Origin of the sequence: Acinetobacter sp. FL (assembly GCF_040744925.1) — a bacterium.
GTDB classification, from domain to species: domain Bacteria; phylum Pseudomonadota; class Gammaproteobacteria; order Pseudomonadales; family Moraxellaceae; genus Acinetobacter; species Acinetobacter radioresistens.
The window spans coordinates 2,529,846-2,553,400 of record NZ_CP160437.1; the positions used below are offsets into that span (position 1 = coordinate 2,529,846).

The following is a 23,555-nucleotide window of genomic DNA, read 5'->3' on the forward strand; positions in this document are numbered from 1 at the left end:
GCAAACGCTGAAAAAGCAACCTGAATACTTCATGTATTTAAATAATGGCTAATAAGTTCAGCTGCCATAAGGTTAGACTTCCCATGATAAAAGATACTTATAATTATTTTTCAGGCTCACATTGTACCGGCATTGCGAAACCCTCACCCTGAATAAATCCAGTCTGGTTATTTTCATTTATTGCCAGAATAAAATTGGCTGCAATATCTTTTTGTCCATCCATTGCCAATTCATTCGCTGAGGCTAAAAGATGCTGCCGGTCATATAAAATTTTTGCTTGTCCTGACCAACAAGCGCTATAGGCACAAACCTTTAACTCACCAGCTTGCTGCAGCTGGATATACATCGGCGTAAAATTTTCCTGATTTATTTCACAGCCACGCGCACCACAATAGATTTCGAAATCATGATTTTTGCAGCTCCAGTTGGCTGCATGAGTCAAAGGGCTAGCCAACAGCAGGCTTAAAAATAAAGTACGAATCATGACCGATTAAATCTAGAAAATTTATCGGCCAAAATAGCGTACTTAATATCAGAAACAAAATACTTTTATTTACAATCTTGAGGTCAGATCAAAATTTTATCAGGATGAAATATTAGGACTTTCTTCTTCATCTTCATAGATATAAGACATGCAGCCCCAACCATCATATTCGCCGTCAAATTCTCCAGCAATTTTAGTAAACCATTCTTCCAAGTCCACAATATCTTCATGTTCAGGAATCATATTAATATGAATATTTAATATCCATAAGTTTGCCCCGTCAGTCTGCTCGTCTTCCTGAAACATGGAAACTTTTTGTTCCTGCTGCAGTAAATGTAGCGCGCACTTTTCTGCCAGTTCCTGAGTTTTAAAAACAATAGAAAATTCGACCTCATGCAGGTCACTCAAGTCATTGCCGTCTTCATACATTTGCCAAAGTACATCGCCATTTTCATCGTCAGGAAATTGCTGATAGTCACGAGTCATGAGATTATCCTTGTTATGCTTGTGGTCATTATAAATAAATCATCATTATTCAATATCAGCACAAAGATTAATCTATTTTAATTTCACATGACCAGCTTAATTCTGTTTCTAATTAATTCATGATGATTTTAAATATAAAGTTTATAACCCTGCACCTGGTTTAAGAACCACCTGTTTTATATTTAAATTAATTTATATAGCTAATATACCAGTTTAAAGATCACCTGTGATTAAAACGGGATAGCCATATTAATTTCAATCAAATCTTTGCTTAGCGGTTGCTGAAAAGCCAGGTAACTGGCATGCAATGCCATTCGCCTTAAGTAAAAACCACCAGGTTCAGGGTGATATAGCTTATCTCCCATAATAGGATGTCCAATATATTGCATATGTACTCTTAACTGGTGCGAACGTCCAGTTATAGGTGTCAGCAATACCCGGGTCATGTCATGCTCCTCATGATATTGAAGCACCTGAAATAAGGTTTTAGCCGATTTCCCCAGTTCAAAATGTACGATTTGCCGCGGACGGTTTTCCCAATCGGTAATTAATGGCACATCAATACTGCCCTGTTCGTTAAGCTGGCCCTGTATTAGCGCAACATAGCGCTTGGTTACGGTACGTGCCTGAAACATTTTGCTGATCGCGACTTCTGCATCACGATGTTTGGCAAACATCAGGATACCTGAAGTTGCCATATCCAGCCGATGGGTGATCTTAGCATGTGGATATTTTTCCAGCAGACGTAGATATGCGCTGTCCTGATGCTCAGGCAGACGTCCGGGTACAGAAAGTAATCCTGCCGGTTTATCTATAATAATTAAATCATCATCTTCATATATAATAGATAATGGCTGTTGCGGCGGTGCATAGATAAAGGGTTGATTCAAAGCCATGCGGTTATATGGAGAACAAATTAGCCCGAAAAATAACAAGGGATTATACAGCTGTCAATTCTTGATTTATAACAGGTTAAACAGTTGATTTTCTGGTCTGGAATTCAAACTGAAAGAGCAGCTTTATATTTTTGAAAGTATTATTTTGATAGTTCTACTATCTAAAGATTTATTGTAATAACAGAATATTTCAGGTGTCAGGGAAAACTTTACGGTTTACTTCAACTATCATAACTTTGTAAGTGATGATCTTATAGCCTATAAACTTCTGGTTTATAGCGTCCTAAGCCGAATCGAGACCTTTTGGGTAAGTACTGCACTCGCGTTTTGCGCCGCTCACAGCATACTACTCTTTTCGATCCCTACTACACCTTGAGATCTACTTTAACTAAAGCTGGACGGAATTAATTTTCGAAGTTCAGTTAATTTTTATATTTTTTAGAAAAATTTTCTACTAAAAGTAAAATTTTAAGGATTTTTTCTTTTATCTCTCATTTTTCAATATTTTTATTGCAGTAAAGTTTATTTTTACAGAATTATTTTCTTTTAAAATCAGAAAACTTCTAACTCTATATTTATCTCGTCATTAAATAATTTTATTTTATTACTTTAAGTTTCTTTTGTTGAGCTCAGTTAATAGATCTAACTGAATTTCCTGAATTTTAGCTAATCGGTCCCACTGGTGCATCAGCAGATGATCAAGCTTTTCATGTAAATGCCGGATTTCAAGCTCTGCTTTCAGGTTGACCTGATAATCATTTTGCGAACGTAACCGGTCTTTGGCTTCCTGCCGGTTCTGGCTCATCATGATAATAGGCGCCTGCACTGCAGCCAGACATGATAAAATCAGGTTTAGCAAGATAAATGGATAAGGATCTGCCGGACGGTTTATCATTATAACGGTATTGACTAATATCCAGCCTGCCAGAAAAAGTGTAAAGCAGATCAGAAATGCCCAGCTACCACCAAAAGTTGCTATTTTATCGGCCAGCCGTTCACCCAGTGTCCAGTTCTGGTCAAATTCTGATTCTGTGTCTTTTGTAATAAGCTCATGTTCTTGCAAGCTTTGAATAACTTCATACTGAAGACTAGAAACTTCCCCCTGTTCAGACTTTAATAACCCTTGCACGTACTGCATACGATAATGGGTTAAATCAACCTGACAAATATAATCATGAACAGACCATGCTGGAAAATCCTTTGCTATTTCCTGTGTAATATCTTGCCGTACCGTACCTAAAGGAATCAGACTCTTTTCATTAAAATTTCTTTTACAAACCAGACATTTATGTAATTCGTTTTTATTATTCATCCTTATGTCCTTTTTTATATTTCAGTCTGCTTATTTTAATTAATTTAAATGATCAAAATCTTTAATTTTAGATAAATACACAGGTGCCTGATTCATCTTATACCAAGTTTCTTTAAATTTTGGTATATCGTCATCCCGGTTCTTATTTATATTTTCTCTTACTAATTTACGCTGAGTTAAGTAGTTAATACTTGTTTGACTATTAATATAAGGACCGAAATTATCTGAATTGTCATAGCCTACCAATTGCAGATCATGTTCTTTTAGTTGAAAGCGATAGCGCCAGTAACCATAACGGCCATGGGCATAATGCACATTCAGCAACCCTTGTTCGACAGATAATAGTAATTCCGGCGCATAATATACGCCCCCATCTTCATACTCCGACGAGAAGCATGACAGATTCTGTATGATCTTTTTATATTGACCATTTTCATTTACAAGCACAATTATGCCACGACGATTTCGGTCTAGCTTTCCCTGATACTCATCATTTACCCATTTTGCAGGATCAGTTGCCTTAACTATCAGCACCACATCTGTTTTCCGGTCTTTATTCAAATCTCCTGTTATAACTTCAGTGAGTCTGTAACTTCTCGGAATATAAGATTTGTAGCGACTACTGTCTTCTTTCAGCCGGATTTCTTCAGAACTTTTATTTTCAGCCCATATTAATGTTGGAAACGTAATAGCCATGAAGAATATAAATATATAAGGAATCATCAGAATGATACTTCCAAGGTAATAGCTTTTTACAGTATGAACTCGACTGTCTGTAAAATACAGGAGTGTTTAAAAAGCAAAAAGCCCTATGGAGTAATAGGACTTTTCTAAAAAACAGGGGTATCTGTTTTATTTATTGCTTAAGCCACCTTATCGTTATATTGGGTGCCGTAGCATTTGGTACACGGGGGTAAACGGTCTGTACCAATTTCTAAGTAAACGCGATGCCCGCATTGAACACAAAAATAGAAACCTGTTCCCGGTTTTGAGCCAGCTGTTACCATCTTTGTTCTCCATGAGTGTTTAGAAAATGGTCTAAACAGTATAACCCTGTTGTGATGAATGTCTATTGTCCATTTTTGTAAATGATAGTGTCGTTTGGGCGAAGTAATATTTTTTAATTTCTTGCTCATTAAGTAATTATTCACTAAAACTTTTTAAGTTAAGTTTTTTGATAATATTGAAATAAGTGAGGCATTAGACGCAAATATAGTGAGAAGCTTTAAATCAATAAACAAGTTAAACCTATTCACAAAATAAAAGTGTCAAATAAAAACCCTACTTCGTAGTATGTTTTTTAGGCATTATCGATAAATTTAATCTCCTTCCCACTATCCTTCTAAAAAGAGAGTCCCTCTCTTTACTAAAGAGGGTTTTTGAGGAGATTTTTAAACATCCTCTAAAAGCAATCCTATGTAAAGCTTTGCAATACCCCGCCTGCTTTCTATACAGAGACTTCATCTCTAATACTTTAACGGTAGATTATTAAAAAACCAACCAAATGATTTGAGACTAGATTAAAGTAAAACTAAAGCTCGTCCCTTCAATATTTTTAGAAAACACATAATCTGGATGAATTTCTCTAAATTTATTATCATCAATCAGTCTTTTTAAGTAGTCTTCTTCAACAGTAGGATGTACGCCTAAACACCAAAGTGAGCGTCCTGTAGTTGTGCCAGAACCTTTAACTTTTTCATATTTTTCAATATCTTTAAGCATATAGCGAATGCAATTAGAGGCATTTTCATGCTGTTTTATTTCTAATGGTATTGCACTTTGCTTAAATTTTTGGCGAATTAGAAAATCTATTGAACAAATATTTTTATCCTTTGACATTCTTTTATCTAACTCATATCTTTTTTCTCTTTCTATTTCAGAAACATTAGGATGATTAAATAAAAATAATGCAAACTCAACTTGAAGCCAAATCTCCCATCCTTTTATTCGATTTTCTATAAATTGGTTAAGTTTATTCACTATCTCTGTTTGTTGAAAAAAATCGTTAGCAAGCTCTTTTAAAAAATTTAAATCATCTTTAAGTATTTTCATTTTCATCTATCTATAAAAACCCCACTCAACAGTAGGGTCTTTTTTAAACAATTACAATAGCTTTTAACTTAAGATTTTAAGCAATTGAACCTTCTAAAAAATCCTGTGCAAAGCGTTGCAATACACCACCCGCTTCATACACAGATACTTCTTCTTCCGTATCCAGACGACAGGTTACAGGCACTTCAATCGTCTGTTCCTTACCATCTTCAGTGGCACGTTCAATCACCAAAGTCAGCGTCGAGCGAGGTGCAATATTACCAATCACGCTATACAGCTCAGTACCATCTAATTTTAAAGTCTTACGGTCTGTACCCGGTTTAAACTCAAGTGGTAACACGCCCATACCCACCAAGTTGGTCCGGTGAATACGCTCAAAACCTTCAGCCACAATTGCTTCAACTCCCGCCAGACGCACACCTTTGGCAGCCCAGTCACGGCTTGAACCCTGACCATAATCCTTACCGGCAATAATGATGAGTGGCTGCTTGCGGTTCATGTAGGTTTCAATCGCTTCCCACATACGCATCACTTCGCCTTCAGGCTCCACACGCGCTTTTGAACCCTGCTTGATAGTACCGTCAGAACGCACCACCATTTCGTTATACAGTTTCGGATTCGCCAAGGTTGCACGTTGTGCAGTCAGGTGATCGCCACGATGCGTCGCGTAAGAGTTAAAGTCTTCCTCAGGTACACCCATTTTTGCCAGGTATTCACCCGCTGCCGAATCACGCACAATCGCATTTGATGGAGATAAATGATCGGTAGTGATGTTATCACCAAGGATTGCTAAAGGACGCATATTTGCAAGGGTACGCGGTGCAGCCAACGCCCCTTCCCAATATGGTGGGCGGCGAATATAGGTACTTTGGGGCCGCCAATCATATAGTGGACTTATTGCCTGCTCGGATCGGTCCAGATTGAACATAGGAATATAAACCTGCTGAAACTGCTCCGGTTTTACACTACGTGCCACCAGTTCATCAATTTCCTCATCAGAAGGCCAGACATCTTTCAGATAAATCAGGTTTCCTGCCTGATCATGACCCAGCACATCATTTTCAATATCAAAGCGGATAGTCCCAGCAATTGCATAGGCAATGACTAATGGCGGTGAAGCCAGAAATGCCTGTTTAGCATAAGGGTGAATCCGGCCATCGAAATTACGGTTACCAGAAAGTACAGCTGTGGCATACAGGTCACGGTCAATAATTTCCTGCTGGATTGCTGGATCTAACGCGCCTGACATACCGTTACAGGTGGTACAGGCATAAGCTACGATACCAAAACCGAGTTTTTCCAGATCTTCAAGCACCCCTGCTTCTTCAAGATATAATGCTGCCGCCTTTGAGCCGGGGGCAAATGAAGATTTCACCCAAGGCTTACGGGTTAGACCCAATTCATTGGCTTTACGTGCCAGCAAACCGGCAGCTACTGTATTTCGCGGGTTCGACGTGTTGGTGCATGAAGTAATGGCAGCAATAATAACCGCCCCATCCGGCATTAAACCGTCATCACGCTGTTCAACTACCCCGGCAATTCCTTTTGCTTTTAAGTCACTGGTAGAAACCCGCGCATGCGGATTAGACGGCCCGGCGATGTTACGGGTTACCTGAGACAGATCAAAACGTAATACTTTTGGATAAACTGCTTCTTTCATCTGCTCGGCCCAGAGCCCGATCTGTCTGGCATACTGCTCAACCAGTTGTACCTGCTCCGGTTCACGACCTGTGAGGCGCAGATAGTCGATAGTATTCTGGTCAATATAGAACATTGCTGCAGTGGCGCCATATTCCGGCGTCATATTGGAAATCGTGGCACGGTCACCGACTGACATGCTATCAGCACCTTCTCCAAAAAACTCCAGATAGGCACCTACTACACGTTCCTTACGCAGAAATTCAGTTAAAGCCAGCACAATATCAGTCGCAGTAATGCCAGGCTGACGCTGTCCAACCAGTTCTACACCAATGATATCCGGCAGACGCATCCATGAGGCACGGCCAAGCATCACGTTTTCAGCTTCCAAGCCACCCACCCCAATCGAAATTACGCCCAGCGCATCGGTATGGGGGGTATGCGAATCTGTTCCGACGCAGGTATCTGGAAATGCAACACCATCTCTGACCTGAACCACTGGTGACATTTTTTCAAGATTAATCTGGTGCATAATGCCGTTTCCGGCAGGAATGACATCAACGTTTTTAAATGCAGTTTTAGTCCAGTTAATAAAATGAAACCGGTCTTCATTACGGCGGTCTTCAATAGCGCGATTTTTTTCAAAAGCATCCGGGTCAAAACCGCCATATTCTACAGCCAGCGAATGATCAACAATCAGCTGGGTCGGTACCACCGGATTAACTTTGGCCGGATCACCGCCCTGTTCAGCAATTGCATCACGCAGGCCTGCCAGATCAACCAAGGCAGTCTGGCCTAAAATGTCATGACAAACCACACGTGCCGGATACCATGGAAAGTCACGAGTCTGGCGGCGCTCAATCAGTTGCTGTAAAGATTCGGTTAATATTTCTGGTTCACAGCGGCGCACCAATTGTTCAGCAAGTACTTTGGAAGTATAGGGAAGCTGGTCATAAGCGCCTGGCTGAATATCTTCGACGGCCTGACGCACATCAAAGTATTCAAGCTGGGTATCTGGCAACGTTTTGCGGTATTGGTTATTCATACGTACTTGCCTCTGCATCTTTTTGCTTTATTTCATCTTTTTGTGTTGATTTCACTTTCCGTGCATTGGCATTGTACGCTGTTCAAAACCCATTTCCCAAATCTTATATATTTCAAATACCTATATATAAAAATACCGGTTTTTGAAATATTTGGTTACCTTTAAATGGGCTTTTCTAGCAAAAAGCTGCTTTTTTATTAAAAATCAGGGAAAATACAACTCATTCTTTAGTATTAAATTGCAAGATTGAGACTGATAACATGACTAGTTTGGCTTTTCTCTGTTTTAGCTTAAAAGGTGTCGATGCACAAAAATTCTTGCAGGGCCAAGTCACGGCAGATGTAGAGCGACTGGACAGTAACTACCGTTATACTGCTATTTGTGACTTAAAAGGCCGTATTCATTTTGGCTTATGGTTAAGTCGGCAAGATGCTGAAAATTTCAGTATTGTGGTGACTCAGGACCAGTCTGAAGAATTTGCCAAGCATATCCGCAAATATGGTGCATTCTCTAAAATGGCATTTGAAGAGAGTGGTGCCGTTTCTCCAAGCATGGATAATGCTCTCACCAGATTTAGTAGTGAAGATACGGATTTAAATGCCTGGCAATTGCAGGCAATTGAACAGGGCCAAGCCTGGATCACCAGCTTGACTGAGCATGAATTCCAGCCTCAGGAACTACGCCTGCATCAGCGTGGTGGTGTGCATTATGACAAGGGGTGTTATCTGGGTCAGGAAATCGTCGCTCGGCTATGGTTCAAGGCAAAACCGAAGCACTGGCTACATTTAGTACAAGGCTCAGGTACTGCCCCTGCTCCGGCGACTCTACTGCATGATGATGTAGAAGTGGTTAATAGTATCGCTGTTGAAGATGGCTATAAGGCATTAGTAGTTGCTAAACCGGTAGCACTTGATACGCTTGGACTAACCTTATTGGAATTGCCAGAAACGCTTAGAGGCGATGTGGCACGGCCAAAATAAAACCGTGTTTGAAATATGAGTAGTAAATATGACCTCCAGTAAATCTGGAGGTTTTTTATCAATCAGTCTATATTTTTTAAAACTCATTCTTTGAACTCTATTGCTCTCGAAGAAACCAGGTTTAACCTAATTTCTAATAGAAAAATCAAATTACTATAAATATTTTTATCTATAAAGCAGGTTAAGATATAAAAACTATTTCAATAGTTTTAGAGCTTTCATCAAAAATTATCACCTAATACATTCTTTTATTTTTTAATCAGAATTTAAGGAAAGACCGGCATAGTCATAGCTGTAGCCTGATTAATCTTGCAAGATTTTTGGTGTCCCATATTTACATTCATATAATTCAGCTTATGATTTATGTTGAATGAATCACAGTTATTCCACATAAATGGAATTATTTGCAGAAAGAAGAGGAAAAAAGTGAAAAAAATTCTGCTCGCCAGCCTGATTGCAGTCACCAGCACGTTTAGCATGGCTACACCAAGTAGTGATAAAAATCCGGCTTTTGAACAAATTGAACAGCTAATTAAAGCGAATGATTACACCAGTGCTTATCAACAGTTGCAAAAGCTGGCTCAAGAAGGTAATCCGCAGGCGTTGTATAATCTGGGTTACCTGACCCAGGTGGGAAGAGGCGTAACTAAAAATGAGCAGCAGGCCTTAAAATACTACCAGCAGGCCTCAGAGAAAGGCTATGTAGTGGCCGATTATGTACTTGCCAATAACTACGTGACTGGTGGACTGGGCCTGCCTAAAGATGAGAAGAAAGCCAGAGAGTATCTGGAAAAGGCCTCAAATGCGAGCTTTGATGATGCAACTGTCCAGCTTGCAGTGGCGCTATTTTCAGAAAATAAGCCAGCATCTGACCAACAGGCATTAAAGCGACTTGATCCGCTTATCAAGAAAAATAGTATGCCGGCAATTCATACCAAGGCACTTTATGACATTAGTACAGGCATCAAGAACAAGCAGGAAGCCAAGGTTAATCAGGGGCTCCAAAGTATTCAGAATCTGGCCAAAAAAGGTTATATACCAGCCTTGATGGCAGTGGGTAATATGCTTGCCAATGGAACTATTGTGCAGCAAAATCTGCCTGAGGCACAGAAAATTTTTAGTGCACTGGCCCAGCAGAATGTTCCACGCGCTAAAGAATCACTGGATACCGTTAATAAAATGATGACTGATCAGAATAAAGCCAAGAAAAGCTAAAGATTGAATAAAAAACCCCGCCAGATGACGGGGTTTTTTATAATTTATTTTTCTGCTTTAAAAGGATGGAACAACTCTTTTAAACCATGCGGTTGACTCCGTAGATACTGCGGTGCGATCGAAATATTTTCACCAAGTTTTGCAGCTGCATGCCAAGGCCAGCGTGGGTCATATAGCATAGCACGGGCTAAACCAATTGCATCTGCCTGACCTTTTTGGAGGATTTCTTCGGCCTGTTCAGGCTCGGTAATCAGTCCGACTGCGATAACAGGAATGCTTACACCCTGTTTAATTTTCTCTGCGAAAGGCACCTGATAATTTGGCCCGACTTCAATACGCTGCATTTCATGCAGTCCGCCTGATGAAACATGGATGTAAACCGCTCCCAGCATCTGTAGGGCTTTTGATAGGCCGGCACTACATTCTACATTCCAGCCTCCCTGCTCATCCATCCAGTCAGTAGCCGAAAGACGCACCCCGACCGGGAAGCCTGCTGGTACTGCATCACGGATCGCCTGAAATACTTCCAGTACCATCCGCATACGGTTTTCAAGTGAGCCGCCATATTCATCTGTACGCTGATTGGATAAGGGCGATAAAAACTGATGCAACAGATATCCATGGGCTGCATGGAGTTCAATCAGGTCAAAACCTGCTTCGACTGCACGACGCGCAGCTGCCGCAAAATCTGCCTGTACCTGATGAATCTGATCAAGTGTTAAGGCATGTGGTTTCAGGTCAGCTGCGGCAAAACTTAATTCACTGGGTGCCACCGTATTCCAGCCATGTTCATGATCTGGTGCAATCTGGCCTTTGCCTAGCCATGGCTTATCAGTTGATGCTTTACGCCCGGCATGAGCTAACTGAATCGCAAAAGGCATGGGAGATATCTGGCGGACTTTACTAAGCAAAGCCCACATCTGATCGCGTTGCTGATCATTCCATAAGCCCAGATCAGCATAGCTGATTCGACCTTCAGCCTGTACCGCCGTTGCCTCTACAATGCATAAACCGGCACCAGACAGAGCATAATTGGCCCACTGCTGTTCATGCCAGTAAGTCACCTCACCCTGATCAGTGGCTGAATATTGGCACATAGGTGCAATAATAATGCGATTGGCAAGTTCAAGGCTACCAAAATTAATTTTCTCAAACAGCTTGGCCATATATTTCTCCGGTTTTATTATTAAGTGGGCAGAGTGCCTAGACGCTCACTAGCCTACACTGAACCAGCTTTATTTTTATAGTCCAGCCTAAAAAAACCATACAAAATCATGAGTAAGACAGCCTTTAATACAACATACTCTGTACAGGAGTTAATATGAACCAAACCTTAACGGCTCAAACTCGGATGTGCTTTCCAGCAGTAACGCTCCAGCCAGTCTTTGGCCTCTTCAGCATAGTCGATCCCAATACGCGGTGTCTGTACAATTTCAGGCTGCTGAGTTTTCTGTTCTATCCATAGCCCACTTTCCAGTCCGACTTTCTGTCCTTTAAAAGTACGATTAATTCCCATATGCCGGGTCAGTTTCCCTGGACCAGCCATTAACTTGAATTCCTGCCGTGTCTCGGCATCCTCAAAATAGCCGGCCCGCAACATCACACCTTCTGGCACACCTTCAGTCTGGGTAATAATATTAAGCATTTCATACATGCCATAGATCAGATATACATAAATAGTTCCACCTGCTTGGTACATAACTTCGGTACGTGGTGTTTTACGGTTATTATAGGTATGACAGGCTTTATCCTGACAGCCCAGATAAGCTTCTGTTTCTGTAATGATACAGCGCCTGATTTCTCCACTATCTTGGCGCACACATAACCTACACCCAACCAGATCATGCGCAACGTCTGAAGTATCGCGCTGAAACCAGGTTAAAGGTAGAATCTCTGCCATGTTTTTCCTCCTTTTCATATCAATACCAGCTTGTAAATTATTCATGCAACCCGATATTATTGCTATTGCATAAGAATGACTCGATCAATGCCTGAATTACCCGAAGTTGAAACCACCAAAAAGAGCCTTGAACCCTTATTACAGCAAAAAGTTATGTCTGTTGAGGTCCGTGAGCCGCGGCTTCGCTGGGCCATTCCTCAAGATATTCAAAAGCTGCAAGGCCAGAAGCTCATCAGGCTAAATCGCCGCTCTAAATATATTCTTGCGCAGTTTGAACACGATACCATGTTATGGCACTTAGGCATGTCAGGTTCGTTTCGCTTGTGTGAGGCTGCGACCGAATTACGTAAACATGATCATTTGATTATTAGTTTCCAAAATATACAGCTGCGTTATCATGATCCGCGTCGTTTTGGCTGTATTTTATGGCTGAACCATGAAACACAACATAAATTAATTGATCCGTTAGGACCAGAGCCACTATCTGAGACATTTAATACTGAATACCTGGTAAATAAACTCAAAAACAAGCAGGTCGGCATAAAAGTTGCACTCATGGATAATCATGTAGTGGTCGGTGTCGGCAATATTTATGCAACCGAGAGTCTCTTCAATACCAGAATCCATCCAGCTCAACCTGCTTCAAGCTTAAGCTATGAACAAATTGATCAGTTGGTGATTGAAATTAAAAGGATTTTAAAATTTGCAATTGAACTAGGGGGTTCGACCTTGCGTGATTACAGTAATGCCGCAGGAGAAAATGGCTATTTTCAACAGACTCTGCTGGCATATGGCCGTGGAGGTGAAATGTGCATTAATTGTGAAACTCCTTTGCAGAATATCCGTTTAGGACAGCGTGCAAGTGTTTTTTGCCCTGAATGCCAGCCGCTACGAACAGTAAAATAAACCGGTTCAGTTGCAGGAGAAACTATATGAAAACAGCAATCGTCCGTCATATTCTGGTTAAAGAAAAAACACTGGCTGAACAGTTGAAAAAGAAGCTCCAGAGTGGTGCAGACTTTAATAAACTTGCACAGCAATACTCGACCTGTAACTCAGCTAGACGCGGAGGTGAATTGGGTGAAGTCAAAAAAGGTCAACTGGTGCCGGTAATCGATAAACTGGTTTTTAGTGGTGCTGAACGTGTAATCCATGGTCCGGTAAAAAGCCAGTTTGGCTTCCACTTGCTGGAAATCAAGTTCCGTATGAATTTCTAGCGGTTTTATTCAGCTTTATTTTTTTAAGACTTAAAGTGATGCGTTCGGTCAAAATAAAAAACGGCATTTGTTGTGCCGTTTTTCCATTTATATTTTAAGGTGCCGAGCGATTTTTAAGCTCATCACGGATTTCGCGCAGTAACTGGATATCTTCTGGTGTAGGTGCTGCCTCTTCTTTAGGTGGCGCTTCCTCGTGTTTACGGCGTAAACGGTTAATCATTTTAACCATTAAAAAGACAACCCAAGCCAGTAACAGAAAATTAATTAAGATGGTAAGAAAATTGCCATAGGCAAAGACATTCAGACCTGCTTCCTTAGCCGCTGCAAGATTACTAACATTATTTGGATTATCGCCTAGCACCAGAAACCAGTTAGAGTAATCAACTTCTCCACCTAGAATAAAAGAAATCAGGGGCATAAAAATATCTTTAACCAGAGAGTCAATAATTTTATTAAACGCCCCACCAATAATGACACCAATTGCAAGATCAATCATATTGCCTTTAATAGCAAATTCTTTAAATTCTTGAATAATACTCATTTTATCTCCAGACTCAATTTACCCATGCCCTAATCTTTTTCACATTCTTAATCCTATTTAAAGGGCATTAACCTTTAGGATAATTTAGCGATTTCTTTAAAGATTCCAATTTCTTTTTGTTATTTATATAAAAAAACCGCCAGATTACTGGCGGTTTTTTCAACTTAAACGAGAATTAACTGCGTGAAGCACGTTTACGTTCGTTTTCTGTCAGGAATTTTTTACGAATACGGATTGATTTAGGTGTAACTTCAACCAGTTCATCATCTTCAATAAATTCAAGCGCCTGTTCCAGCGTAAATTTAATAGCTGGAGTCAGTGTTAATGCTTCATCTGTACCAGATGCGCGCATGTTAGTTAACTGTTTTGCTTTAGTCGGGTTGACCACCATGTCGTCTGAACGTGAGTTCATACCAACAATCATACCTTCATAAACTTCAAGCTGTGGTTCAGCAAAAAGACGGCCACGGTCTTGCAGCGAGAACAAAGCAAATGCCAGGCAGGTACCATTTACCATAGAGATCAGCACACCGTTTTGACGTTTAGCTACAGCACCTGCTTTGGCTGGGCCATAGTGCGAGAAGCTAGAAGTCATGATACCTGTACCAGAAGTGATGGTCAGGAATTCAGAACGGAAGCCGATCAGACCACGTGAAGGTACAGTTGCCTCAATACGGATACGGCCTTTACCGTCAACTTCCATATTGGTCAGCTCGCCCTTACGGTTACCCATCTGTTCCATGATTGAACCCTGATGCTGTTCTTCAACATCAAAGGTCACATTTTCATACGGTTCCTGCATTTGACCGTCAACTTCTTTCATGATCACTTGAGGACGGGATACACCCATCTCGAAGCCTTCACGACGCATGTTTTCAATCAGTACAGACAGATGAAGTTCGCCACGACCTGAAACTTTGAAACGGTCCGGGCTGTCTGTATCTTCAACACGTAAAGCAACGTTATGGATCAATTCGCGGTCCAGACGTTCACGGATATTACGTGAAGTCACGAACTTGCCTTCACGGCCAGCAAATGGTGAGTTATTTACCTGGAAAGTCATAGATACGGTTGGTTCATCTACAGACAGTGGCGGTAATGCTTCAACATTTTTCGGATCACAAATAGTGTCAGAGATGTTTAGTGCATCAATACCGGTAATACATACAATGTCACCTGCATTTGCAGAATCAACATCGATACGCTCGAGGCCATGGTAACCCATGATTTTCAGAATACGACCATTACGGGTCTTGCCTTCTTTATCAATCACAGTTACTGGTGTATTGGTTTTAACTGAACCGCGCTGAATACGGCCAACACCGATTACACCAACAAAACTGTTATAGTCAAGTGATGAAATCTGCATTTGGAATGGGCCATCAACATCAACTGCTGGTGGCTCAACGATGTCAACAATAGTTTCAAACAGCGGTGTCATGTCTTCAGCCAGTTCTTCTGGTGAAGGACCAGCAACACCGCGTAAGCCTGAAGCATATACAATCGGGAAGTCTAACTGTTCATCAGTTGCACCCAAGTTGTCGAACAAGTCAAATACCTGATCGATAACCCAGTCTGGACGGGCACTTGGCTTGTCTACTTTGTTAATAATGACGATTGGTTTCAAACCACGTGCAAATGCTTTTTGTGTTACAAAACGGGTTTGTGGCATTGGGCCTTCTTGAGAGTCAACCAGAAGAAGTACACAGTCTACCATCGACATAACACGTTCAACTTCACCACCAAAGTCTGCGTGTCCCGGAGTATCTACGATGTTGATACGGTAAGTGGTATCAGTACGCTTATCTAACCATGTAATCGCTGTATTTTTAGCGAGAATGGTAATACCACGCTCTGATTCAAGCGCATTCGAGTCCATGACACGCTCAATCTCGCCGGCACGATCACCGAGTGCACCTGATTGTTGAAGAAGTTTATCGACAAGAGTGGTTTTCCCGTGGTCAACGTGCGCAATAATTGCGATGTTGCGGAGAGTTTTGATATCTGACATGAAATTCGATACGCCTACAATTTTGAGGGCAAATTATACAAAAAAATGCTACGCATTAGTAGTGACAGTTGATTGACAACTACAATATATTTTGACAAGCGGTGTACTTTAAGGTTTTTAAAGTGTAACAACTCGATTAGAATAGCGCCACCTTGCCACTCCCCTGTTTGTCTCATGTCTGACTTAAACACTTCATCTGATCAAAATGAGCGTCTAGATCTAGTCTACGGCCTTAATGACCGGCCTCGTCCATTAATTGCATTTCTGGCTGCATTACAGCATTTGCTGGCCATCATTGTACCTATTGTTACTCCAGGCCTGCTGATCTGTCTGGCGCTGGGGGTGTCTCGTGAAGATACCAACATGATTTTATCAATGTCTCTGGTCATTTCAGGTATCGCGACATTCTTGCAGTGTAAGAAGGTCGGACCATTTGGTGCTGGACTATTGATTGTACAGGGCACCAGTTTTAATTTTATTGGCCCTATCATTGGGATTGGCTCAGCCATGGTAGCGTCAGGCACGCCGGTAGAAGCGGTTATGGCTGCTATTTTCGGTGTAGTGATTGCAGGCTCATTCATTGAAATGGGGGTATCCCGTATTTTACCTTGGGTAAAAAAACTGATTACGCCTTTAGTAACTGGTATTGTTGTACTGCTCATCGGGTTAACCTTAATTAAAGAAGGTCTGATCTCTATGGGCGGTGGTTATCAGGCAATGGAAAGTAAAACTTTTGCCAGTGCCGATAACCTGATTATGTCTTGTACTGTCCTGGCAATTATTATTTTGCTAAACCGTATGCGAGCAGTCTGGATCAAAAGCTCTGCCATTTTAATTGCTTTAGTTGCCGGTTATATTCTGGCCGGATTTATGGGTTATTTAGACTTCTCTACGCTTGAAGAGGCACCTTTAATCCAGATACCGACACCAATGCACTTTGGCTTAAGCTTCTCATGGAGTTTATTTATTCCGATGGCTTTCATCTATCTGGTCACTTCATTAGAAGCAATTGGTGATATTACTGCAACCAGTAAACTGTCAAATCAGCCAGTAGATGGCGATAGCTGGATGCAACGTATTAAGGGTGGCGTTCTGGTAAATGGTGCCAACTCTTTGCTGGCAGGTTTATTTAATACTTTCCCGAGTTCAGTCTTTGCACAAAATAATGGTGTCATTCAGCTGACTGGTGTGGCTAGCCGTTATGTAGGTTTGTGGATTGCAATTATGCTGATTATCCTGGGTCTGTTCCCTGCCGTTGCCGGGATTATTCAAGCAGTACCACAAGCGGTACTCGGTGGTGCAGTGATGGTGATGTTCGGTGCAGTTGCTGCATCCGGGGTAAATATCCTGTCAGGTATTCAGCTTGACCGTCGTGCCCTGCTGATTATTGCAATTTCTCTGGCACTGGGCTTAGGTGTGGCGCAGGTGCCTCAAATTCTGGAACATTTGCCTGAATTATTTAAAAATATTTTTAGTTCTGGTGTAGCGACAGGTGGTATTGCAGCATTAATTCTTAATATCGTATTACCTGAAACCAAGAAATAATACTTGTTATAGTGATATTGCCCAGCCCAGTCTGGGCATTGTTTTTGATGAGAAATGCCATGGATCCAAGAAGTGAAGTTGTGCTGCGGCAGATTGACCAGCTCTCTGGGCAGGTGCTTTTTATTCATGCACCCAATGATCAGCTATTAAACCAGTTGGGACCGCGGATAGATGCTTCTATCTGGACCTGGAATTTTAGTGATTATCAGGGATTTCAGGCAGCAGGTTTTAACGCCCATTTTGGTGTAGATTTTCCGCAACAACAGTTTAATCAGGTGGTCATATTTGTTCCCAAGTCCAAGGAATTGCTTAACTATGTACTGCATAATATTGTCAGCCATTTAGAAATCGGTCAGTCTGTGTTTTTGGTCGGAGAGAAAAAAGGAGGTGTTGAACGTGCAGCCAAGCAGTTACATACTTTTGGGCATCCGGTCAAGCTCGACAGTGCACGTCATTGCCAGTTCTGGCAATTAAAACTGGAACATATAGAACAGCAAAAACCACTAGAGAGCTGGTTAAAAACCTATACTGTCCAGTTAAAAGACCAGCAAATCGAGATTTGTGCCCTTCCGGGCGTTTTTAGCCAGAGTCATCTGGACGTTGGCACCGCTGTATTAATTCCTTATCTGGACCAAGTAAAATCAGGTACACTTGCCGACTTTGGATGCGGGGCTGGTGTTATTGCCTGCTATTTGGCAAAATCCAATCCGGCAAATACTGTATATGCTCTTGATGTCGATGCTTTTGCTTTACGTTCAACAGAACTTACTTTTCAGCGTAATCAGGTTCCAGCATCCCAATTGCGTCTGCAACCTGTGAGCAGTATTGCAGATGCACCTTTTGAGCTTGATGCAATTGTCAGTAATCCGCCTTTTCATCAGGGTATTCATACCCATTATGAGGCCAGCGAAGAACTCTGTAAGACTGCGCCTCAGCATTTAAAGAATGGTGGCGAGCTATGGATTGTTGCAAACCGTTTTTTAAATTATCCCCATTTGATTGAACAGCGTTTTGGTCAATGCACTCTTAAGGCTGATCAACAAGGCTTTAAAGTTTTGTATGCCTGTGCGCGTTAATGTAATAAAGGAATCTCGATGAGCGAAATAAATCAGCCCGCGAAACTCAAGCGCAAGCTGGGAGCTCGCCACTTAAATATGATTGCGATCGGTGGTTCTATTGGCACAGGACTGTTCCTTGCGTCAGGATCAACTATTGCCAATGCCGGTCCTGGTGGTGCGCTGCTGGCTTATGGCCTAATCGGTATCATGATCTATTTTCTGATGACCAGCCTTGGTGAACTGGCCACCCATAATCCAACCTCTGGTGCTTTTTTTACCTATGGCAGCAAATATGTAGAAGATGGGTTTGGTTTTGCCTTGGGCTGGAACTACTGGTACAACTGGGCTATTACTGTCGCATTTGAACTGGTGGCAGTTCAGTTCATTATGAAATTCTGGTTTCCAGATATTCCTGGTTTTTACTGGAGTGCAATCTTTCTGGCCATCATTTTCGGCATCAATGCACTGACCGTTAAAGGATTTGGAGAAAGCGAATTCTGGTTTTCCATGGTCAAAGTAGTAGCCATTATTGCCTTTATCATTATTGGTATCGCCATGATTATAAAAATCATGTTAACGCCGGGAATGATTACTTTTAGCAACTGGACCAAAGGCGAAGCACCATTCGTTGGTGGCTTACAGGCAATGATCGGTGTAGCCATGATTGCTGGTTTTTCATTTCAGGGCACTGAGATGGTCGGAGTAGCTGCAGGGGAATCCAAAGATCCAAAACGCACTATTCCGCTTGCTATTAAACAGATTTTCTGGCGTATCCTGCTGTTTTATATCGTATGTATTTTTATCATTGGCACGTTAGTGAGCTATGATGATCCAAGATTGCTACAAGCAGCTGCCAGTGAAGATATAGCACTTTCACCCTTTACTTTACTTTATGAACAGGCCGGCTTTGCCTTTGCTGCCAGCCTGATGAATGCTGTAATTTTGACTGCCATTCTATCGGCGGGTAACTCGGGTATGTATTCGTCCACTCGTATGTTATTTGATATGGCACGTGAAGGCCGGGCGCCAAAAATATTTTCTAAGCTGGATTTACGTGGCGTTCCAATGAACGCATTATACGCCACCACTGCGATTGCCGCGCTGTGCTTCTTGACGACATTTGTCGGTGAGCAGGAAGTCTTTAACTGGTTACTGAATATGTCGGGCATGTGCGGTTTCATTGTCTGGTTGGGTATTGCGATCTCACATTATCGTTTCCGTAAAGGTTATATCGCGCAAGGCTACAAGCTTGAAGACCTGGCTTATCGAGCAAAATTCTTTCCTTTCGCTCCATGGTTCGCATTTATTTTATGTTCCATTATTATTCTTGGGCAAAATTATGAAGCTGTGACAGGAGGAAAAATTGATTGGATTGGACTGCTATCAACCTATATCAGTATTCCCTTGTTTTTAGTCATCTGGTTTGGTTATAAGCTTAAACATAAAACCAAGTTAGTTTCTTACAAAGAAATGGATGTTAAACCGGGAAACCTTGACTAGTCCCTACCTTCAAGAACTTAACCCTCTTTCTAAATATGAATATACCCAGCTCACTCTATATATGATTGTGCTGGGTATTTTTATTTCTATATTTCTTTATACTTGTAGCGCTCTTGGTTATTTTCATATGACATAAGATGTAACTATGAAAAGCAATTATTGCCTTCTAAATTAGGAAATAAAAATTATTCTACTATATCGCGCCTGCTCTTCTTAAAAAATTCAGATAAATAAGTAGCCTATAAGTTAAGAATAAAAATTAAGGTAAAAATTTTGAACTGACCAGAGATAAACAGTGAGTAATTAAAAGTAAAGATAGATACTGAAAGATGGCTTATTAGAATAAAATTAGTATAAAAAAAAGCAGTTCCGAAGAACTGCTTTTTTTAGTTAAACTCAGATTATTGAGCTTGACCTGGTTGAGCAACAACAGTACGGCTACCAGTAATTGTCGCGAATACACGACGGTTCATAGCACGACCTTCTTTAGTGCTGTTGTCAGCAATTGGTTGATCCCAGGCAAAACCTTGAGCAGTCAAGCGAGATGGATCAATATTGTACTCGTTCACCAGTGAAGATTTCACAGAGTTAGCACGAGCCAGTGACAGACGTTCGTTCAGAGCACGTGGACCAGTGTTATCAGTGTGACCATCGATGCGAGCAGTAGCATTTGGATATTCTACTAACTTCTCAGCAACTTTAGCGATTTCTGGCTTGTACTGATCTTTGATATTTGATTTGTTAGTATCAAAGAACACACGAAGTTCCATATTCAGATCTTCAGTCAGTTCTTGTGGTTGTGGCTCAACAATTGGTGTTGGCTCAACAGGAACAACTTCTACCACAGGAGCAGCAGGTTTCAGGTGACCACCTAAAACAACGTTCAGACCAGCTAAAGCTGTATAGTTCCAGAACTGCTCGTCAAAATGGTAAGTACCACGTGCTTCTGTACGTAGAGACAGGGCATCATTAATACGCCAGAATGCACCAAGACCTGCGTTACCTAGAGTACCTTCTTCATCTAAGCCACGACCAGCACGACCAGCATCAGTGTCAAACTCATATTTATAGTGACCAGCACCTAACAATGCATAAGGCTTGATTTTACTGTCATAGTTTTTAGTGAACAGGTCAGAAGTAACATAGAAGTTACCAGCGATATTTTCGCCTTTATATTCATTGCCTGCAACGCTGGTATCACCTTTGATCTGGCTATATTCAGCTTCAAAACCTAACCATGGAGTAAGTTCAACACCAAGTGCTGCACCAACAAACAGGTCATCATCAAGTTCTACGCTATCAGTCAGGTCGCCATCGTTACCGCCATTGTTGTGCTGGGTATCAAACATTGTGTAACCAAGCATTAATGGGGTAATAGTTACGCCAGCATTTGCAGCAGCAAGAGGAGCAGCAACAAGCATAGCAAGTGCAATACGACTCAATTTCATGGATTATCCTCCAGAGATAACATTGTTGTTCAAGCTCAGCCTAAAATTAACTTTTTGGCTCCTGAGATAAGCTTATATATACCCCAGTATTATTTTTAAGCTACTCACTTTGAATCATACAAACACTTTGTTTTTTTTCCAAGTGCTTGATAATTTTAATCAAGTAAATTATTGACAAAATTACTTACAATTTCCGTTGTAATTCGGTAAATTTTCACTCAATTTATTCTAATGAATAGCTTATCTTTTTCGCTTCTGTTTATTTTAACAGTATTCAAAAGCTAAGCTAATGATCATTTGTTCTGGTTTTGAATGCAATAACTACACACTAATTTACTGTTAAAAAAACAAAAAACTATAATAAACAGGTAATTTTTTAACCATGAAGAAAAATAACAATGGAGTTTCTTTACTGGAACTCGTAGTTTGTATAGCGATTGTGGCAATTTTAGCTTCTTTTGCTATTCCTGCTTACCAAGAGTACCGAGCACAGCAGGAAGCCAAATCACTTCCACACTTATTAAACATGCAGATTATTCAAGCTAAAAATTATGCATTAACTTATCGTAATCAGATAGTTATCTGTTCAAGCCAGAACCTAGAGCAGTGTGAAGATGAGCAATGGAATAAAGGTTTACTCATCTTTGTAGATACCAATAATGATAAGGAGCTTAATTCTAATGAAAAAATACTGTCTACAGTAATGCTTGATCTTGAGTATGGTCGACTAGATTGGCGAGGGGCTCTTAATAAACCGCGTTTGTTTTTTAAAGCAGATACCGGGCTACCGCGTGGTTCGAATGGTAGTTTTTTCTATTGTGCCAGCTCATCTGCCAGCCTAAATAAACGTTTAGTACTTAGTCCTATGGGCCACTTACGAGTAGAATCGTTAGCAAGTACTTGCTAAGAACTGTTCAGTCTAATGTTCACTAGTGTTTATTCTTTATTCATTAATTTTTTCTAAATATACTGCTCAAGATCAGTTATTTTTATAATGAAATAGTGGAGATTAGAACAATGGTAAACATCGTGATTCTTAACGGTGCGCGTACTGCGATGGGTGGTTTCCAAGGTTCACTCGCTACAAAGACTGCACCAGAATTGGGTGCAGCAGTAATTAAAGAAGCAGTTTCCCGTGCTGGGCTGCAGGCACACGACGTTGAAGAAGTCATTATGGGCTGCGTGCTTCCAGCAGGTTTAAAACAGGGCCCTGCTCGCCAGGCAATGCGTTTAGCTGGCATTCCAGATAGTACAGGCGCTGTTACTATTAATAAACTCTGTGGGTCAGGGATGAAAGCTGTAATGCAGGCCGCAGATATGATCAAAGCCGGTTCAGCAGACATTGTAGTTGCAGGCGGTATGGAGTCCATGACGAATGCGCCTTACCTTCTGCCAAAAGCCCGTGAAGGTTTTCGCATGGGTCATGGCGAAATCAAAGACCACATGTTTCTTGACGGCCTGGAAGATGCAGAAACTGGACGCCTGATGGGATCTTTTGCTCAGGATATGGCCAATGAGCGCGGTTATACACGTGAACAAATGGATGATTTTGCCATCCGCTCTTTAAAACGTGCTCAAACTGCGATTACTGAAGGTTATTTTAAAGATGAAATCGTCCCTGTAACTATTTCTAGCCGTAAAGGTGAGGCAGTAGTAGATCAGGATGAGCAGCCATTTAATGCCAATATTGATAAAATCCCGTCTTTGCGTCCGGCTTTTGCAAAAGATGGAACAATTACAGCAGCCAATGCCAGCTCAATTTCGGACGGAGCATCTGCGCTTGTTCTCTGCTCGGATGAAACTGCTAAGCAACGTGGTTTACAACCTTTAGCAAAGATTATTGCGAGCGCTTCAAACTCCCAGCACCCTTCTGAATTTACCATTGCGCCGGTAGGTGCAGTAAAAAAAGTTCTAGACAAGGCAGGCTGGACCGCGGCTGATGTCGATTTATGGGAAATTAATGAGGCATTCGCAATGGTTACCATGTACCCAATCGATGAGTTTGGCCTTGATCCAGAAAAAGTAAATATTCATGGCGGTGCATGTGCTCTTGGTCATCCTGTAGGTTCTACCGGCTCACGTATTATTCTGACACTTATTCATGCCCTGAAACGTACAGGTGGACATAAAGGCATAGCTGCGTTATGTATTGGTGGCGGTGAGGCTACAGCTGTGGCAATTGAAATTCTTTAAAAATAATCAAATAAAAAATCCCGCTATTGCAGGA

At 41.2% G+C, this 23,555-nt stretch carries 22 protein-coding genes; 9 read left to right on the top strand and 13 right to left on the bottom strand.

Translation table 11 applies throughout. The features are described from left to right. Positions 1-103: 103 nt before the first annotated feature. The 8 genes from ABZP31_RS11825 to acnD form a co-directional block, all read right to left on the bottom strand. Positions 104-484: a hypothetical protein gene (locus ABZP31_RS11825; RefSeq protein ID WP_005404915.1), complete on the bottom strand. Its 381-nt coding sequence runs from the start codon at positions 482-484 to the stop codon at positions 104-106. 99 nt (positions 485-583) lie between these two features. Further along, positions 584-970: a ribonuclease E inhibitor RraB gene (locus ABZP31_RS11830; RefSeq protein WP_005404916.1), complete on the bottom strand. Its 387-nt coding sequence runs from the start codon at positions 968-970 to the stop codon at positions 584-586. Positions 971-1,200: 230 nt separating this feature from the next. After that, positions 1,201-1,866, bottom strand: a complete 666-nt coding sequence (locus tag ABZP31_RS11835; RefSeq protein WP_005404917.1) for an RluA family pseudouridine synthase — start codon at positions 1,864-1,866, stop codon at positions 1,201-1,203. A gap of 604 nt (positions 1,867-2,470) precedes the next feature. Further along, positions 2,471-3,178 carry a DUF1003 domain-containing protein gene (locus ABZP31_RS11840; RefSeq protein ID WP_248134131.1) on the bottom strand — a complete coding sequence of 236 codons (708 nt, stop codon included), beginning with the start codon at positions 3,176-3,178 and terminating at the stop codon, positions 2,471-2,473. Between the two features lie 39 nt (positions 3,179-3,217). Next, complete coding sequence (locus ABZP31_RS11845) at positions 3,218-3,901, bottom strand: hypothetical protein (protein WP_367156811.1); 684 nt, start codon at positions 3,899-3,901, stop codon at positions 3,218-3,220. A 140-nt stretch (positions 3,902-4,041) separates the two neighbouring features. Then, complete coding sequence (locus ABZP31_RS11850; protein WP_106438859.1) at positions 4,042-4,314, bottom strand: hypothetical protein; 273 nt, start codon at positions 4,312-4,314, stop codon at positions 4,042-4,044. A 379-nt stretch (positions 4,315-4,693) separates the two neighbouring features. Next, positions 4,694-5,230 (bottom strand): hypothetical protein, encoded by a 537-nt coding sequence (locus ABZP31_RS11855; protein ID WP_119879524.1) that lies wholly within the window; start codon positions 5,228-5,230, stop codon positions 4,694-4,696. A 76-nt stretch (positions 5,231-5,306) separates the two neighbouring features. Continuing rightward, entirely contained in the window at positions 5,307-7,913 is a 2,607-nt protein-coding gene (acnD, locus tag ABZP31_RS11860; RefSeq protein ID WP_262446937.1) for a Fe/S-dependent 2-methylisocitrate dehydratase AcnD, read from the bottom strand. Positions 7,914-8,173: 260 nt separating this feature from the next. Here acnD and ABZP31_RS11865 point away from each other — a divergent pair, with 260 nt between their 5' ends. Next, positions 8,174-8,893 (top strand): folate-binding protein YgfZ, encoded by a 720-nt coding sequence (locus ABZP31_RS11865; protein WP_017401156.1) that lies wholly within the window; start codon positions 8,174-8,176, stop codon positions 8,891-8,893. 426 nt (positions 8,894-9,319) lie between these two features. After that, positions 9,320-10,108, top strand: coding sequence for a tetratricopeptide repeat protein (locus tag ABZP31_RS11870; protein ID WP_106438857.1), 789 nt, complete (start codon positions 9,320-9,322; stop codon positions 10,106-10,108). Between the two features lie 44 nt (positions 10,109-10,152). Here ABZP31_RS11870 and ABZP31_RS11875 read toward each other — a convergent pair whose 3' ends face one another. Together ABZP31_RS11875 and ABZP31_RS11880 are read right to left on the bottom strand one after the other, a co-directional pair. Next, positions 10,153-11,274 (bottom strand): NADH:flavin oxidoreductase/NADH oxidase, encoded by a 1,122-nt coding sequence (locus ABZP31_RS11875; protein WP_119879526.1) that lies wholly within the window; start codon positions 11,272-11,274, stop codon positions 10,153-10,155. 167 nt (positions 11,275-11,441) lie between these two features. Beyond that, positions 11,442-12,008, bottom strand: a complete 567-nt coding sequence (locus ABZP31_RS11880; protein WP_005018795.1) for a DNA-3-methyladenine glycosylase — start codon at positions 12,006-12,008, stop codon at positions 11,442-11,444. Positions 12,009-12,095: 87 nt separating this feature from the next. Here ABZP31_RS11880 and mutM point away from each other — a divergent pair, with 87 nt between their 5' ends. After that, positions 12,096-12,914, top strand: a complete 819-nt coding sequence (mutM, locus tag ABZP31_RS11885; protein ID WP_367156812.1) for a bifunctional DNA-formamidopyrimidine glycosylase/DNA-(apurinic or apyrimidinic site) lyase — start codon at positions 12,096-12,098, stop codon at positions 12,912-12,914. Positions 12,915-12,940: 26 nt separating this feature from the next. Continuing rightward, a complete protein-coding gene (locus ABZP31_RS11890; protein ID WP_005018793.1) occupies positions 12,941-13,225 on the top strand; it encodes a peptidylprolyl isomerase in 285 nt (94 codons plus the stop codon). 94 nt (positions 13,226-13,319) lie between these two features. Here ABZP31_RS11890 and mscL read toward each other — a convergent pair whose 3' ends face one another. Both mscL and typA read right to left on the bottom strand, forming a co-directional pair. Next, a complete protein-coding gene (gene mscL / locus ABZP31_RS11895) occupies positions 13,320-13,766 on the bottom strand; it encodes a large conductance mechanosensitive channel protein MscL (RefSeq protein WP_005027600.1) in 447 nt (148 codons plus the stop codon). Between the two features lie 175 nt (positions 13,767-13,941). Next, positions 13,942-15,777 (bottom strand): translational GTPase TypA, encoded by a 1,836-nt coding sequence (gene typA, locus ABZP31_RS11900; RefSeq protein ID WP_005018791.1) that lies wholly within the window; start codon positions 15,775-15,777, stop codon positions 13,942-13,944. 174 nt (positions 15,778-15,951) lie between these two features. On the opposite strand from typA, the gene ABZP31_RS11905 reads away from it, so the two are divergent. The 3 genes from ABZP31_RS11905 to ABZP31_RS11915 are packed head-to-tail and all read left to right on the top strand — an operon-like array spanning position 15,952 to position 19,880. After that, entirely contained in the window at positions 15,952-17,322 is a 1,371-nt protein-coding gene (locus ABZP31_RS11905) for a uracil-xanthine permease family protein (protein WP_005027602.1), read from the top strand. Positions 17,323-17,381: 59 nt separating this feature from the next. Beyond that, the gene (locus ABZP31_RS11910) at positions 17,382-18,398 is read left to right on the top strand and encodes a class I SAM-dependent methyltransferase (protein WP_034670713.1); all 1,017 of its coding nucleotides are present in this window, start codon (positions 17,382-17,384) and stop codon (positions 18,396-18,398) included. An 18-nt stretch (positions 18,399-18,416) separates the two neighbouring features. After that, positions 18,417-19,880: an amino acid permease gene (locus ABZP31_RS11915; protein WP_005018786.1), complete on the top strand. Its 1,464-nt coding sequence runs from the start codon at positions 18,417-18,419 to the stop codon at positions 19,878-19,880. 401 nt (positions 19,881-20,281) lie between these two features. Here ABZP31_RS11915 and omp38 read toward each other — a convergent pair whose 3' ends face one another. Continuing rightward, positions 20,282-21,328, bottom strand: a complete 1,047-nt coding sequence (omp38, locus tag ABZP31_RS11920) for an outer membrane protein Omp38 (RefSeq protein ID WP_005018785.1) — start codon at positions 21,326-21,328, stop codon at positions 20,282-20,284. Between the two features lie 382 nt (positions 21,329-21,710). Between omp38 and ABZP31_RS11925 the strand changes: the two genes are divergently transcribed. Next, positions 21,711-22,235, top strand: a complete 525-nt coding sequence (locus ABZP31_RS11925; RefSeq protein WP_101235255.1) for a type IV pilin protein — start codon at positions 21,711-21,713, stop codon at positions 22,233-22,235. 110 nt (positions 22,236-22,345) lie between these two features. After that, positions 22,346-23,521, top strand: a complete 1,176-nt coding sequence (locus ABZP31_RS11930; protein WP_367156813.1) for an acetyl-CoA C-acyltransferase — start codon at positions 22,346-22,348, stop codon at positions 23,519-23,521. Positions 23,522-23,555 lie beyond the last annotated feature (34 nt).

What these genes read in the sequence shown, in the direction of transcription:
- ABZP31_RS11930 (WP_367156813.1), top strand. Translation starts at nt 22,346, where the DNA reads ATGGTAAACATCGTGATTCTTAACGGTGCGCGTACTGCGATGGGTGGT.
- ABZP31_RS11855 (WP_119879524.1), bottom strand. Translation starts at nt 5,230, where the DNA reads ATGAAAATACTTAAAGATGATTTAAATTTTTTAAAAGAGCTTGCTAAC.
- mscL (WP_005027600.1), bottom strand. Translation starts at nt 13,766, where the DNA reads ATGAGTATTATTCAAGAATTTAAAGAATTTGCTATTAAAGGCAATATG.
- typA (WP_005018791.1), bottom strand. Translation starts at nt 15,777, where the DNA reads ATGTCAGATATCAAAACTCTCCGCAACATCGCAATTATTGCGCACGTT.
- ABZP31_RS11910 (WP_034670713.1), top strand. Translation starts at nt 17,382, where the DNA reads ATGGATCCAAGAAGTGAAGTTGTGCTGCGGCAGATTGACCAGCTCTCT.
- ABZP31_RS11890 (WP_005018793.1), top strand. Translation starts at nt 12,941, where the DNA reads ATGAAAACAGCAATCGTCCGTCATATTCTGGTTAAAGAAAAAACACTG.
- ABZP31_RS11915 (WP_005018786.1), top strand. Translation starts at nt 18,417, where the DNA reads ATGAGCGAAATAAATCAGCCCGCGAAACTCAAGCGCAAGCTGGGAGCT.
- ABZP31_RS11925 (WP_101235255.1), top strand. Translation starts at nt 21,711, where the DNA reads ATGAAGAAAAATAACAATGGAGTTTCTTTACTGGAACTCGTAGTTTGT.
- ABZP31_RS11825 (WP_005404915.1), bottom strand. Translation starts at nt 484, where the DNA reads ATGATTCGTACTTTATTTTTAAGCCTGCTGTTGGCTAGCCCTTTGACT.
- ABZP31_RS11865 (WP_017401156.1), top strand. Translation starts at nt 8,174, where the DNA reads ATGACTAGTTTGGCTTTTCTCTGTTTTAGCTTAAAAGGTGTCGATGCA.
- ABZP31_RS11850 (WP_106438859.1), bottom strand. Translation starts at nt 4,314, where the DNA reads ATGAGCAAGAAATTAAAAAATATTACTTCGCCCAAACGACACTATCAT.
- ABZP31_RS11835 (WP_005404917.1), bottom strand. Translation starts at nt 1,866, where the DNA reads ATGGCTTTGAATCAACCCTTTATCTATGCACCGCCGCAACAGCCATTA.
- ABZP31_RS11875 (WP_119879526.1), bottom strand. Translation starts at nt 11,274, where the DNA reads ATGGCCAAGCTGTTTGAGAAAATTAATTTTGGTAGCCTTGAACTTGCC.
- ABZP31_RS11840 (WP_248134131.1), bottom strand. Translation starts at nt 3,178, where the DNA reads ATGAATAATAAAAACGAATTACATAAATGTCTGGTTTGTAAAAGAAAT.
- ABZP31_RS11845 (WP_367156811.1), bottom strand. Translation starts at nt 3,901, where the DNA reads ATGATTCCTTATATATTTATATTCTTCATGGCTATTACGTTTCCAACA.
- ABZP31_RS11905 (WP_005027602.1), top strand. Translation starts at nt 15,952, where the DNA reads ATGTCTGACTTAAACACTTCATCTGATCAAAATGAGCGTCTAGATCTA.
- omp38 (WP_005018785.1), bottom strand. Translation starts at nt 21,328, where the DNA reads ATGAAATTGAGTCGTATTGCACTTGCTATGCTTGTTGCTGCTCCTCTT.
- mutM (WP_367156812.1), top strand. Translation starts at nt 12,096, where the DNA reads ATGCCTGAATTACCCGAAGTTGAAACCACCAAAAAGAGCCTTGAACCC.
- ABZP31_RS11830 (WP_005404916.1), bottom strand. Translation starts at nt 970, where the DNA reads ATGACTCGTGACTATCAGCAATTTCCTGACGATGAAAATGGCGATGTA.
- ABZP31_RS11880 (WP_005018795.1), bottom strand. Translation starts at nt 12,008, where the DNA reads ATGGCAGAGATTCTACCTTTAACCTGGTTTCAGCGCGATACTTCAGAC.
- acnD (WP_262446937.1), bottom strand. Translation starts at nt 7,913, where the DNA reads ATGAATAACCAATACCGCAAAACGTTGCCAGATACCCAGCTTGAATAC.